At 71.8% G+C, this 11,781-nt stretch carries 13 protein-coding genes; 5 read left to right on the top strand and 8 right to left on the bottom strand.

Features of this window, described 5'->3' with window-relative positions:
- Positions 1 to 126 precede the first annotated feature (126 nt).
- Together DV20_RS05830 and DV20_RS05825 are read right to left on the bottom strand one after the other, a co-directional pair.
- Positions 127 to 1,587, bottom strand: a complete 1,461-nt coding sequence (locus tag DV20_RS05830; protein ID WP_235190720.1) for a PH domain-containing protein — start codon at positions 1,585 to 1,587, stop codon at positions 127 to 129.
- A 71-nt stretch (positions 1,588 to 1,658) separates the two neighbouring features.
- Complete coding sequence (locus DV20_RS05825; RefSeq protein ID WP_043776964.1) at positions 1,659 to 2,168, bottom strand: PH domain-containing protein; 510 nt, start codon at positions 2,166 to 2,168, stop codon at positions 1,659 to 1,661.
- A gap of 173 nt (positions 2,169 to 2,341) precedes the next feature.
- On the opposite strand from DV20_RS05825, the gene DV20_RS05820 reads away from it, so the two are divergent.
- Together DV20_RS05820 and DV20_RS05815 are read left to right on the top strand one after the other, a co-directional pair.
- The gene (locus DV20_RS05820) at positions 2,342 to 3,259 is read left to right on the top strand and encodes a proteasome assembly chaperone family protein (RefSeq protein ID WP_043776962.1); all 918 of its coding nucleotides are present in this window, start codon (positions 2,342 to 2,344) and stop codon (positions 3,257 to 3,259) included.
- The gene (locus DV20_RS05815) at positions 3,259 to 3,990 is read left to right on the top strand and encodes a class I SAM-dependent methyltransferase (RefSeq protein ID WP_043776961.1); all 732 of its coding nucleotides are present in this window, start codon (positions 3,259 to 3,261) and stop codon (positions 3,988 to 3,990) included. Before DV20_RS05820 ends, DV20_RS05815 begins: the two co-directional genes overlap by 1 nt.
- A gap of 4 nt (positions 3,991 to 3,994) precedes the next feature.
- Here the strand turns inward: DV20_RS05815 and DV20_RS05810 are convergent, their stop codons facing one another.
- Positions 3,995 to 4,417, bottom strand: coding sequence for a MarR family winged helix-turn-helix transcriptional regulator (locus DV20_RS05810; RefSeq protein ID WP_043776960.1), 423 nt, complete (start codon positions 4,415 to 4,417; stop codon positions 3,995 to 3,997).
- A 64-nt stretch (positions 4,418 to 4,481) separates the two neighbouring features.
- On the opposite strand from DV20_RS05810, the gene DV20_RS05805 reads away from it, so the two are divergent.
- Entirely contained in the window at positions 4,482 to 4,889 is a 408-nt protein-coding gene (locus tag DV20_RS05805; protein ID WP_043776959.1) for a PaaI family thioesterase, read from the top strand.
- On the opposite strand, the gene DV20_RS05800 is transcribed toward DV20_RS05805, so the two are convergent.
- Together DV20_RS05800 and DV20_RS05795 are read right to left on the bottom strand one after the other, a co-directional pair.
- Positions 4,886 to 5,866, bottom strand: coding sequence for an MCE family protein (locus DV20_RS05800; protein WP_043776958.1), 981 nt, complete (start codon positions 5,864 to 5,866; stop codon positions 4,886 to 4,888). The genes DV20_RS05805 and DV20_RS05800 overlap by 4 nt on opposite strands.
- Before the next feature lie 59 nt (positions 5,867 to 5,925).
- Positions 5,926 to 7,116: an FAD-dependent monooxygenase gene (locus DV20_RS05795; RefSeq protein ID WP_043776956.1), complete on the bottom strand. Its 1,191-nt coding sequence runs from the start codon at positions 7,114 to 7,116 to the stop codon at positions 5,926 to 5,928.
- Between the two features lie 114 nt (positions 7,117 to 7,230).
- Between DV20_RS05795 and DV20_RS05790 the strand changes: the two genes are divergently transcribed.
- Positions 7,231 to 7,890: a TetR/AcrR family transcriptional regulator gene (locus tag DV20_RS05790; RefSeq protein ID WP_043776954.1), complete on the top strand. Its 660-nt coding sequence runs from the start codon at positions 7,231 to 7,233 to the stop codon at positions 7,888 to 7,890.
- Here DV20_RS05790 and DV20_RS05785 read toward each other — a convergent pair.
- From DV20_RS05785 to DV20_RS05775, 3 genes are all read right to left on the bottom strand, one after another.
- The gene (locus tag DV20_RS05785; RefSeq protein WP_043776952.1) at positions 7,887 to 8,162 is read right to left on the bottom strand and encodes a YggT family protein; all 276 of its coding nucleotides are present in this window, start codon (positions 8,160 to 8,162) and stop codon (positions 7,887 to 7,889) included. The two genes, DV20_RS05790 and DV20_RS05785, sit on opposite strands and share 4 nt — an antisense overlap.
- Before the next feature lie 103 nt (positions 8,163 to 8,265).
- A complete protein-coding gene (locus DV20_RS05780; protein WP_051735802.1) occupies positions 8,266 to 9,426 on the bottom strand; it encodes a right-handed parallel beta-helix repeat-containing protein in 1,161 nt (386 codons plus the stop codon).
- 142 nt (positions 9,427 to 9,568) lie between these two features.
- A complete protein-coding gene (locus DV20_RS05775) occupies positions 9,569 to 10,537 on the bottom strand; it encodes an NADP-dependent oxidoreductase (RefSeq protein ID WP_043776950.1) in 969 nt (322 codons plus the stop codon).
- 82 nt (positions 10,538 to 10,619) lie between these two features.
- On the opposite strand from DV20_RS05775, the gene DV20_RS05770 reads away from it, so the two are divergent.
- Entirely contained in the window at positions 10,620 to 11,240 is a 621-nt protein-coding gene (locus tag DV20_RS05770; RefSeq protein ID WP_051735801.1) for a TetR/AcrR family transcriptional regulator, read from the top strand.
- The last annotated feature ends 541 nt before the right edge of the window (positions 11,241 to 11,781 follow it).

The following is an 11,781-nucleotide window of genomic DNA, read 5'->3' as shown; positions in this document are numbered from 1 at the left end:
GTACGACCAGCCGCGCGGTGCCCGATTTTCGACGACGTGCACGCACCGCGATCCGTGCCGTCGAACATCGAGACGGAGTTCGGGTCGCCGTAAGGTTTCCGTGACACCAGCCGCGCCGGCGCAGTGTCAGCCGCGGTCCCGGTCGCCGGTGAGGAACGGCGTCAGCAGGCCGGGCAGGGCCCGGTCGGCGAGCGCCAGCCCGTCGGCCTCGCCGACGTCGAGCACGTGGTACCGGCCCTTGCCCGCGGCGACCGGCGCGATCAGCGTGACCAGCCCGGCCCGGCGCTGGAAGTACGAGCGCTCGACGACGATCCCGGTCAGCCCGTCGCAGCGGACCGCGGCCGTGCCGCGGTCCAGCGAGCCCGACCGGGTCACCAGGTAGCGGCCGGTGAGCGCGTGGCCGAGGCCGCGGTAGCGGTCCCAGCCGACCAGCGCGGCGAACGGCACCAGCACCAGCGCGACCTGCCACGGCCAGTCGGGCAGCGCGCCGAGCCACGCCAGTCCGGAGAGCGCCGCGGCGAGCAGCAGCACGCCGAGGACCGCGCGGGAGAGCCGCCGGTACAGCGCTCGGCGCGGGTGCCGCACGAGCGGCGTCGCGGCCGGATCCTCGCCCAGCACCTCGGCGACGACTTCGTGCGCGCGCGCCAGCGGTGCCGGCGGCAGCAGCAGGCTGCCGCCCTTGTCCGCGCTCTTGCCTTCCCGCAACCCGGCGGCGATGGCGACGCAGCGGGCCCCACCGGCCAGCCGCAGCGGCAGCGGTTCGCGGATTTCGGCGCCGCGCAGGCGGTCCTCCTCGATCGACACCGACCGCGTCGTGATCAGGCCGCGCCGGATGTGCAGCGTGCCGGCGGGCTCGCGGGTGAGCCGGAAGTTCCAGAACGACAGCACGTACCCGCCGATCGACAGCAGCGAGACGAGCACCAGCAGCCCCACGGCGGCCAGCACCAGGCTCAGCCACACCGGGGTGTCGGCGAAGTGCCCGACGACCGTCTGGACCAGCGAAAACTCGATCGGGTCGAAGTGCAGTTCGTGCGCGAAGTGGTAGACGGTGCCGACAGCCGCGCCGACGACCGCCAGCCCGGACAGCGTGAAGGGCGCGTACCGCAGCCACCGCTTGTCGACCGCGGCGATCAGCTGCTCCGGCGGGGCGGCGGCTTCATCCGGCGCCGCCTCGGCCTTGCGGTGCAGCAGCAGGGTCCGCAGCCGTTGCGCTTCGGCGATGGTGACGGCGTCGAGGACGAGCTCGTCCTTGCCCGGCCCCTTGCCGTGCGAGTGCCGCCCGGTGCCGATCCGCGCGGCGGCCAACGAGAACAGCCGGTGCTTCGGCTCGGAGGTGACGTCGACCGTGCGGATCCGGTCGCGCGGGATGGCCCGCTGCTTGCGCAGCAGCAGCCCGGTGTGCCACTCGACCTGGGCTCCGGTGATCCGGTAGCGCGAGGTCAGCACGTGCGAGACGCCGGTGAACACGGCGATCGCGGTGAACACGAGACCGACCCACTGCCACGGCTCGCCGTGCCCGAACAGCAGCGCGCCCAGCAGCACCGGCAGCGACTTCACCAGGTCCAGCACCGGCCGGATGAGCAGCATGCGCCGGTCGAGGTGGTGCCACGGCGCGTCCTGCGTGCCCTCGGCCGGCGGCGTCACGACCGCCCCGGTGGTCACGTCGCGTCTCCCCGGACCGCCTGCGTCGTCTTCGTCAGCTCGTCGGCCAGCGCGAGCGCGCGGTCGCGGGCCAGGCCGGCGATGCGCAGCGGGCCCGCCGCGGACGCCGTCGTCACGGTGATCTTCGCCAGCCCGAACAGCTGCTCGAACGGGTCGCGCTCGATGTCGACGGTCTGGATCCGCGACACCGGCGCGATCCGCCACTCCTGCTTCAGCCAGCCGGCCTGGGTGTAGACCGCCTCGCCGGTGACCTCCCAGCGGTGCACCCGGTAACGCCACTGCGGCATCACGATCAGGTGCAGTGGGCCGAGCACGCCGGAGACCACCAGCGTCACGGTCAGGAACGCCGGCGCGTCGTCGCTGGTCACCACGATGAGCGTCTGGACGCCGATCAGGATGATCCACAGGATCGAGGCGGTCACCGTCCAGTAGCCGATGGCCCGGCGGCTGACCCGGTTCGCCGGCGGCCGCAGGCGCAACGCCGTGTTCGTGGTGTGTTCGCTCACGGCTCAAGCGTGCCCGATCGGTGCCTTGCGTGCCCAGGACCATGGTCACGATGACGATCCGAACGGGCTTCGAACGCGTGGCGTTACGATCGGCGACACCGCTGGAGGAATGGAATCCCTCTCGGGGTGTGTTGTGCTTGAGGGACAGCCATGTGGGAGAGCAGGAGGATCCGGTGGGACTCGATCCCGACGACCTGTACGAGGTGGACTCGGACGTCCCCGACCTGACCGGGGCAGTGCTGCTGCACCACTTCGAGGGGTTCATGGACGCCGGCTCGGCGGGCCGTCTGCTGGCCGAGCACCTGCTGGGCGGCGAGCACCGGGTGATCGCCCGCTTCGACGTCGACCGGCTCATCGACTACCGCTCGCGGCGGCCGACGATGACCTACGCGGTCGACCACTGGGAGGACTACGACGCGCCGGAGCTGGTGGTGCACCTGCTGCACGACACCGACGGCACGCCGTTTCTCCTGCTGTCCGGCCCGGAGCCGGACCACGACTGGGAGCGGTTCTGCGCGGCGGTCCGGAACCTGGTCGAGCGCTGGGGCGTCCGGCTGACCGCCGGCTTCCACGGCATTCCGATGGGCGCCCCGCACACCCGCCCCCTCGGCGTGACCGCGCACGCGACCCGCAAGGACCTGGTCGGCGACAACCAGCCGCTGCCGAACCGGCTGCAGGTGCCGGGCAGTCTCGCGGCGCTGCTGGAGTACCGCCTCGGCGAGTGGGGCCACGACGCGATGGGCTTCGCCGCGCACGTGCCGCACTACCTGGCGCAGTCGACGTACCCGGCGGCGTCCCTGATCGTGCTCGACGCGCTGAGCCGCGCGACCGGGCTGACCCTGCCCGAGGGCGAGCTGCGCGCGGCCGCCGAGCTCGCCGACGCGGAGATCAACCGGCAGGTCGCGGAGTCCGACGAGATCGCCGACGTCGTCCGCGCGCTGGAGCGCCAGTACGACACGTTCATCGAGGCGTCCGACCGCGGCAGCCTGCTCGCGGAGTCGGTCGAGCACATGCCGACGGCGGAGGAGCTCGGCTCCCAGTTCGAGCGGTTCCTGGCCGAGCAGAACGGTGGCGACGGGCCGGAGCGCTGATGGCGCGCTACGACGAGATCGGCGTCGGCTACACCCTGGGCAGGCGGACCGACTCGCGCTGGCTCGCGCCGGTGCTGGCCGCGCTGGGTTCCGCGGCTTCGGTGCTGGACGTCGGCTCGGGGACGGGGTCCTACGAGCCGCCTTCGCGCCGGGTGGTCGCGGTCGAGCCGTCGGCGGAGATGATCCGGCAGCGCGCCCCCGAGGCCGCGCCGGTGGTGCGGGCGGTCGCGGAGGCGCTGCCGTTCGCCTCAGGCACGTTCGACGCGGCGCTGGCGGTGCTGACGGTGCACCACTGGGGTGACTGGCGCGGAGGGCTCACCGAACTGCGCCGGGTCTCGGGCCGCCAGGTCGTCCTGGCGTACGACACGGCGCTGCACAACGACTTCTGGCTGGTGCGGGAGTACGTGCCGGAGGTGGCCGTGCTGGAGTCGTCGCGTCCTTCGGCCCCGGAGATCGCGGACTTCCTGGGCGCGGCTTCGGTGGTTCCGCTGCCCGTGCCGTGGGACTTCACCGACGGTGTGTTCCCGGCGTACTGGCGGCGGCCGGAGGCCTACCTCGACCCGGCGGTCCGCCGGTCGTGCTCCGCGCTGGCCCAGACGGCACCGGCGGCGGTTTCGCGCGGGATGGCCCGGCTGGCGGCGGACCTGGAGTCCGGGCGCTGGCACGAGGAGCACCGGGAACTCCTGGAACTGCCGGAGTGGGACGCGGGTTTCCGGCTGATCGTGGCCTAGGGCCTCACCACTCGCCGCGCGCGAGCTTGCCGACGCCTTCCACGGTGTCCCGGAACCCCGCCTCGCCCAGGACGGCCACCAGCCGCGCGTTGAACTCCTCGATCGCCGGGCGGGCGCGGGTCAGCGCTTCCTCGCCCGCCGCGGTCAGCCGCAAGACCACCGCCCGGTGTTCGCGCGGGTGCGGTCGCCGGTCGACCAGGCCCGCCTCGGCGAGCCGGGCGACCATCGCGGTCACCGCGGATTCGCGCTGGCCGAGGCGCTCGGCGAGCTCTCGCTGGGTCAACCCGCCTTCGCGGACGGCGAAGAGCGCCCCGAGCTGGGCCGTCGTGATCCCGGCCGCGGCGAGGCAGCGGCGGTCGGCGGCCACGCGCAGCCGGTGGGCGGCTTGCTGGAGCAGGAAGAACAGGCGCTGATCGGGTTCGGCCACGCGCCGATCTTGACAGCCGGAGCCACGCCGCGCCATGCTGACTTCACTAGTGAAGTGAGGGGTCATGCTCGACATCGCAGCAGCGCGCGCGGGGCTCGCGAGCCAGCCGTTCAGCCGGCTCCTCGGCGCCCGGCTGACCGAGTTCGGCGACGGCGCCGCCACCCTCGAACTGGACGTCCGCGAGGAACTCCAGCAGCAGAACGGCTTCCTGCACGGCGGGGTCCTGGCCTACGCCGCCGACAACGCGCTCACCTTCGCCGCCGGCAGCGTGCTCGGGCCCGCGCTGCTCACCGCCGGGTTCACGATCGACTACCTCCGCCCGGCGGTGGGGGCCACCCTGCGGGCCCACGCGGTCGTGGTGCGGGCCGGGCGGTCCGGCGCCACCTGCCGCTGCGACCTGTACACGGTGGACGGCCGGGGCGAGAGCACCCTGTGCGCCGCCGCGCAGGGGAGTGCGCGCCTGAGGTCCTAGCCGTGGCAGCCTTCTTCGTTCAGCGGCCCGAACGACGGCAGCACCAGCCCGCACAGGTAGCCGTCGACGAAGCGCCCGGTTCCGGCGACGTTCGTGCCGAGCCGCACGAACGGGGCGAGCCCCCGGATCCCCGCCGCCAGCGCGTCCTGGTTGCGCTCCAGCATCGACGTCAGCTGGTCGAGCTGGGTCAGCAGCGGGTCGAGGCGTGACTCGCCGATCAGCCCGGACAGCTCCGTCGCGAGCCGCCGCGAGCCGTCGAGGAGGGCGGTGATCGCCGCCTCGCGGTTGCTCAGCTCCGCCAGCAGCCGGTTCCCGTCCTCGAGGAGCCGGCGTACGGCCGCGTCGCGGTCGACGAGCGTCCGCGAAACCACGCGGGTGTTGCCCAGCAACGCGGCGAGCCGGCTGTCGCGCGAGGCGAGCGTGTCCGACAGCCGGGAAAGCCCGGTGAGCGCCGCCCGGACGCTCTGCGGGGTGTTCGCCAGCGTCGCCGACAGCGTGTCGAAGCTCTTCGCCAGCCGCGCGGTGTCGATCTTGTCCACTGTGGACGCCAGCTCGCCGAACGCCGTGAGGATGTCGTAGGGCACCGTGGTGCGCGACCGCGGGATGGGCCGTCCCGGGTCGAGCGTGCCCTCGCCTCCCGGGTCGAGGGCGAGGTACTTCTGGCCCAGCACGGTCTTCAGCCGGATCGCCGCGCCGGTCGCGTCGCCCAGCCAGGCGCCCTTGACCCGGAACGAAACCAGCACGTGGCCGCCGCGCAGCCGCACGTCCGACACCCGGCCGACCTCGACGCCGGCGATGCGGACGTCGTTGCCTTCGCCCAGCCCGGCCGCTTCGGCGAATTCGGCCGAGTACGTCGTCCCGTCGCCGATCACCGGCAGGGAGCGGACGTTCAGCGCCGTGACCACGCCCAGGGTCAGCACGGCCAGTCCGGCGAGCGCCGTCCTGACCGGCGCCTCGGGGGCCCGCCGCGGTGACATGGCGTCGAGGGTGACCCACCTCACGCCGGGTCGCCAGCCGGGTCCCCCGATGAGCGGAATCAGGCCGCGGTGAGCGCCGGGTATTCCCGGTATTCGAGGGCGTTGGCCGCCCGGTCGGTCATCTTGACGAAGATGCCGCCGAACAACCGCGTGCTCAGCATCCGGTAGACGCGGTTGCGGCTGCGGATCTTCGCGGCCGTGCACGGTGCGAGGAAGTCGCCGGCGCCCTTGCCGTTCTTCTGCCCGACCGTGGCCGCCTTGCGCAGCCGCCGCTCGTAGTGCGCGAACGCCGTCACGTGGTCGCCGCCGGCCGCCGCGAGTTCCCCGGCCAGCACCTGGGCGCCCATCATCGCCAGCCCGGTGCCGGACCCGCCCGGCCCGGCGCACCAGGCGGCGTCGCCCAGCAGCACGACCCGCCCCTTCGCCCAGCGGTCGAGGTGGATCTGGCTGATCGAATCGACGTACAGGTCGTCGGCCGCGGGCAGCGCTTCCAGCAGCTTCGGCGTCTCCCAGCCGGTGTCCGCGAACAACCGCGCGAGCAGGGCCCGCTGTTCGCCCGGCGCACGGTGGTGGAGTTCGACGCCGTCGGCCGCGAAGACCAGGCTGACGTGCAGCCGGTCCGGCAGCCGGTGGCTGCCCACGGTCAGGCCGCGGCCGGGCTCGTTGTACATGATGCTGGTGTGGTCGAGCCCGAGGTGGTTGGGCGCGGTGAACCCGGCGATGCCGAAGCCGAGGTCGGTCCGGAACTCCGGCTCCGGTCCGAAGGCGGCGGCCCGCACCCCCGAGTGCACGCCGTCGGCCCCGACGACCAGGTCGAACTTCCGCGGCGCGCCGTGGCGGAAGGTGACTTCGACGCCGTCCGCCGTCTCGGTGAGGGCGGTGACGCGGTCGCCGAAGACGTATTCGGTGTGGTCCGCGGTGCGCTCGTACAGGATCCGCGCGAGGTCGCCGCGCAGGATCTCGACCTCGCCGCTCCACGCGGCGCCGGGCACGGTCAGCACGGGACGGCCGTCGGGACCGAGCACGGTCTGGTCGCCCATCGCCGTCTCGTACCGGCGGACTTCGTCGAGCACGCCCATCGCGGCCAGCAGTTTCACCTGCTCGCCGCGGAAGTCGACGGCCTGGCCGCCGGGCCGCGGCGCGGGCGCGGACTCGACGACGGTGACCTGGTAGCCGCCGCGGTGCAGCCAGTGGGCGGCGGACGGGCCGGCGATGCCGGCCCCGGAAACGAGCACGGTCCTGGCGGTCATCGGGGGTTCCTCTCGGATCGGTGGGTGCCGGTACCGAGACTGGGGGCCACCGCTGACCGTTCGCGCACGGTCCGCTGACGGTTCGGCCAGTGGCGCGCGGTTGCAGTCGCTAACATGACGCGGGTGGATCGCGCCGCCGACGGCCGGATCCAGGAGGACGGCGAGGGCGTCGTCGAAGCACGCATCCTGGATGCCGCTGCCCACCTGATCGCCGAAGAGGGCTTCGGCAGGCTGAAGATCGGCGCCGTCTGCGCCCGCTCCGGCTACGCGCGATCGGTCGTCTTCCAGCACTTCGGGGACAAGGACGGGCTCGGGCGGCGGCTCGTCGAGCACGCCGTCGAAGCGTTCACCGACGTCTACAGCGAGGCTGTCGCGGCCCGGACGGGCTCGGCGACCGCGACGCCGATGGACATGCTGCGGGCACTGCTGGACATCATCTTCGAGCTGATCCGCACGATGCCGACGCTCAACCAGGCGTTCCTGGCCCTCTGGGGCGACGCGGCGGCGGAGTACTCGGCCCTGCGCGGCGCGCTGACCGAGGCCGACCGCCGGTTCCGGTTCGCCATCGCGCAGACCGTGGCCAGCGGGGTCGCGGACGGCTCCATCACCGGTGTCCGCGACCCCGACTCGTACGCCTCGGCGCTGCTGGCCCAGCTGCGCGGCATCTCGATGCAGGCCCTCATCGACCCCGACGGCGTCGACCTGCGGGGCCTCCGCGCCGAGCTCGAGCGCAGCGTCGACCGGCTGTCGTCGAGCTTCCGCGGCACGCTCTAAAGGGCGTACACGATTCCCCGCAGCACGATCACGCCGACGAAGACGAGCGTGAAGGCCAGGTCGAGCGAAAGCCCGCCGATCCGCACCGGCCGCACGACCCGCCGCACCGGACCGATCACCGGTTCGGTCGCGGCGTAGGCCAGCCCGCGCGCCCGCCGCGCCCACGGCGGCGTGTTCGCCACCACCGCGACCCAGTCCAGCACCATCCGCGCGACCAGCACGAGCAGGTACAGGCTCAGCAAGAACCCGAGCAGCGTCCCTAGTGCACCCATGGTCCCCTCCGTTTCCGCTACCCGGAGAACGGGTGGGGGAGGTGGGGAGTGCCGGGTCTGTCCGGGTTCACAGCATTTCAACAGGTTCGTGCCGCCGTCGCCGTCAGCCGAACGTGACCACGAGCCGGCCGTCGGAGGCGAACGACCACTTCAGCGTGCCGGCGTAGGACGAGCAGCGGGACCCGTTCTTGCCGGTCCAGAACTGGTTCGAGCTGTCGGCGTTGCCGACGGTCTTGTCGTTCGAGCCGCCACTGGCGAAGCGGCACGAGGTGTCGTTGCGGAACACCGACGTCCCGGTGTCGAAGGAGAAGTTGCGCTCGGCGTTGTCGATGCCGACGTTGTCGGAGACCGTCATCGACCCGGGGTTGCTGTTGTAGGTGAACCCGTGGTGGCCGTTGCGGTAGGCGATGTCGCGCCGGACGATGTGGTTGACGGCGATCTTGTCGCCGCCGAGCTTGTAGCCGTTGCGGTCGCCGTTCTTGTTGACGGTGCCGTTGCTCAGCGTGCCGTTGGCGTAGGCGAGGGAGTCCTCGATGGTCACCGGGCCGATCGGGCCGGTGTCGGTCTTCGTGTAGAGGTCCCAGCCGTCGTCGATGTTGTTGTGGGAGACGTCGTAGCGGAAGACGTTCCCGGGCCCGGCGGTGAGCTTCGCGGCGAACCCGTCGGCGTCCTCTCCGTCGGAGTCGGCGTTGTCGTGCGATTCGGAGCTCACCACGAGGTTGTTCGACGGCCACTGCTCCTTCGGCGTGCTCGACGCGATCCGGGAGATCTGCAGCCCGGAATCGCGGTTGTAGCGGGTGATGACGCGTTCGATGACGTTGTTGCTCCCGCCGACGAAGATCCCGTTGTCCCCGGCGCGTTCGACGACGATGCCGGCGATGCGCCAGTAGGAGCCGTTGACGGCGAGGCCGCGGTTGGCCGGGTCTTCCGCCATGGCCGAGAAGTTCAGCACGGGCTTCTCGCCGGGGTAGGCGGACAACGTCTTGCGCGCGCTGGAAGTGCCGTTGTTGCCCGGCGCGATGGTGACGGTCTGGGCGTAGGAGTAGGTGCCACCACGCAGCGAAATGGTGTCACCGGCCCCGATCCGGGTCAGCGCCGAGGTGAGGGTGGTCGGATCCGCCTGCGTACCGGCGGCGGAGTCCTTCCCGTTGGGCGCCACGTAAACGGTGGTACCCGCGGCGGCCGACGGCGGCGCCAGTGCGGCCACCGTGACCAGTGCGGCAGCGGCTGTAAGCGCTTTCTTGGCGATCCCGTGCGAACTCATGCGCGCCTCCTTGCGAGCAGGAATGTGCCGGACACCGGATCCGGGAGCGCTCCCAGCGTCCCGGATTCCCGGTGAGGCGAAGGTAGCATCGGGTTGTGGCGCGCCGAGTGGTCCAAGCGGGTCGTCTGTACTGAAAACGCTTTCAGAGTGCATCCGCTGATGCCTGGAGGTCGATGACGACCTTCCCGTGCACGTGACGTCCCGCCTGCAGCTCGACCGCGGCGCGGATCCGCTCGATCGGGAAGGTGGCCGCGATCGGCACCCGGATCCGGCCCGCCGCGACCAGGCGCGCGATTTCCTCGAGGGCGCTCGGGGCCGCGTTGGCGCCGTTCGCCGACGTGATCCCGTCGACCAGGGCGGTGATGAGGGTGATGCGCGCGTCGGGCACGCCGAGTTCGCGTGCCGCCCGCACGGTGTCCGTGCCGTGCAGGTCCATGGCCGCGGTGACGCCGCCGGGAGCCAGCGCGCGGACCCGCTCGGCCAGGCCGTCGCCGTAGGTGACCGGCTCGGCTCCCAGGTCCCGCAGAGCACCGGCCGAGGTGGCCGACCCCGTCCCGATCACCCGCGCGCCCGCGAGGCGTGCGAGCTGGACGGCGAACACGCCCACCCCGCCGCCCGCGCCGCCGATGAGCACCGTGTCCCCCGGACCGGGGTCGACCACGGCGAGCGCCGCGGCCGCCGTGCGGCCCGCGATGGCCAGGGTGGCCGCGGTGCGGTCGTCGACGCCGTCCGGGGTGCGGCACGCCTCGCCGCCCACCGTGATGGTCCCGCCCACATCCACGACGACGTGATCGGCGACCGCGCGGGACAGGGCGCCGCCGAACACGCGGTCACCGACCGCGAAGTCGTTGACGCCGTCACCGACCTGATCCACAACGCCGGCGTAGTCGGTGCCGAACCCGCACGGCAGGCTCAGGCCGAACCGCGCGGCGGTCTCGGCGTCGGAGGTCATGAACCAGTCCATCGGGTTCAGGCCGGCCGCGGTGACCCGCACGCGGAGCTGTCCCGGCCCGGCCTGCGGCGCGGGTACCGCGCGGACGCTCAGGGCCTCCGGCCCGCCGAAGGCCTCGAACTGGACGGCCCGGCTCGTGGTGACGCTCGCTTCTGCCATGCTCGCCTGTCTCCTGAACCACTTAAACGGACTACGCTTCGGTTAACGACCCGACCGTAGCACAAGTGGAGCGTGATCCGTTTTGCCTCCCGCAGAGCCCCGCCGCCCGCGGGCGGACGCGACCCGCAACCGCCGACAGCTCCTGAACGTGGCAACCCGCATGTTCGCCTCGGCCGCCGACGAGCCGTCGATGCGCGCGATCGCCCAGGAAGCGGGGGTCGGCATCGCCACGCTGTATAGGCACTTCCCCACCCGAGAGTCCCTGGTCGACGCGGTCTACCGGGACCAGGTCTCCCGGCTGACCGCCGGAGCCCACGAGCTGCTCACCCAGCTCGACCCGCCGGCGGCCCTGCGCCGCTGGATGGACCTGTTCGGCGACTGGATCGCGACCAAGAACGGAATGCTCAACACGCTGCTGGCGATGGTGGAATCGGGGGAGATCGCCCACACCGACACCCGAGCCGAGCTACTGGCGGCCATCGAGGCCATTCTTGAAGCCGGGCGAGCGAGTGGCCAGCTCCGCGCAGACATCCCCGCAGAAGACATCGCGGCGGCTCTCATCGGCATCTTCACCGTGGCGGGCTCACCTGAGCAGAGGGCGATGGCGGGTCGGTTGCTGGATCTTCTGATGGACGGACTTCGGGTTGACCGGCCGAGCGATCGAGGTGCGAGCCCGGCGTCGGTAGTTGGTGGACGCTCCTGACACTGGCCACGGCATCGAGCGTGAGATCCACGCCGGGAAGATTGCCGCTTCGTGGCCTTGCGGGTCATGGACAAGAAAAACGCCGCCCGCATCACGGACGGCGTCACATCGTCTCCCAGCAGTGGTCCGTGGGAGGGTTGGATTTGTGTGCCCTCGGCAGGATTCGAACCTGCGACACCTGCCTCCGGAGGGATGGGTTGAAACAGGGCGACGTGTGGCTCTGACCTGCGGGTTGTTGCGTCCGCGGAGTGGTCGAGACGTCGGCTTGCACACGCATTGCACACCTGCGTCCAAGAGAGGCTGAAACAGCAGGGGGTGGAGAGTGTCTCCACTCAGCGCTGTTTCAGCCTCTTTCTCGTCTCTCAGTGACTACTGAGACATACCGTTAGTGTGGGAGAGACACTGTCACCGTAGGTGTCCCTCTCCTGTCCCACCTAAACCCGCAGGTCAGACAAGGTAAAGGGACAGAGTGACAGGTGTGACACCCCGGCCACCCCAACCTGTCACACCCGGCCGGTGATTACCGCGGGGCGCACGTGCG

This window comes from Amycolatopsis rifamycinica, from assembly GCF_000695625.1.
Taxonomy (GTDB): domain Bacteria; phylum Actinomycetota; class Actinomycetes; order Mycobacteriales; family Pseudonocardiaceae; genus Amycolatopsis; species Amycolatopsis rifamycinica.
The sequence above is the reverse complement of the archived record's forward strand: the minus strand, read 5'-3'. Positions and strand labels throughout refer to the sequence as shown.

Coding starts and splice junctions, on each gene's coding strand:
- DV20_RS05830 (WP_235190720.1), bottom strand. CDS start 1,587: ATGCTGCTCATCCGGCCGGTGCTGGACCTGGTGAAGTCGCTGCCGGTG.
- DV20_RS05815 (WP_043776961.1), top strand. CDS start 3,259: ATGGCGCGCTACGACGAGATCGGCGTCGGCTACACCCTGGGCAGGCGG.
- DV20_RS05805 (WP_043776959.1), top strand. CDS start 4,482: ATGCTCGACATCGCAGCAGCGCGCGCGGGGCTCGCGAGCCAGCCGTTC.
- DV20_RS05800 (WP_043776958.1), bottom strand. CDS start 5,866: ATGTCACCGCGGCGGGCCCCCGAGGCGCCGGTCAGGACGGCGCTCGCC.
- DV20_RS05795 (WP_043776956.1), bottom strand. CDS start 7,116: ATGACCGCCAGGACCGTGCTCGTTTCCGGGGCCGGCATCGCCGGCCCG.
- DV20_RS05790 (WP_043776954.1), top strand. CDS start 7,231: ATGACGCGGGTGGATCGCGCCGCCGACGGCCGGATCCAGGAGGACGGC.
- DV20_RS05785 (WP_043776952.1), bottom strand. CDS start 8,162: ATGGGTGCACTAGGGACGCTGCTCGGGTTCTTGCTGAGCCTGTACCTG.
- DV20_RS05780 (WP_051735802.1), bottom strand. CDS start 9,426: ATGAGTTCGCACGGGATCGCCAAGAAAGCGCTTACAGCCGCTGCCGCA.
- DV20_RS05775 (WP_043776950.1), bottom strand. CDS start 10,537: ATGGCAGAAGCGAGCGTCACCACGAGCCGGGCCGTCCAGTTCGAGGCC.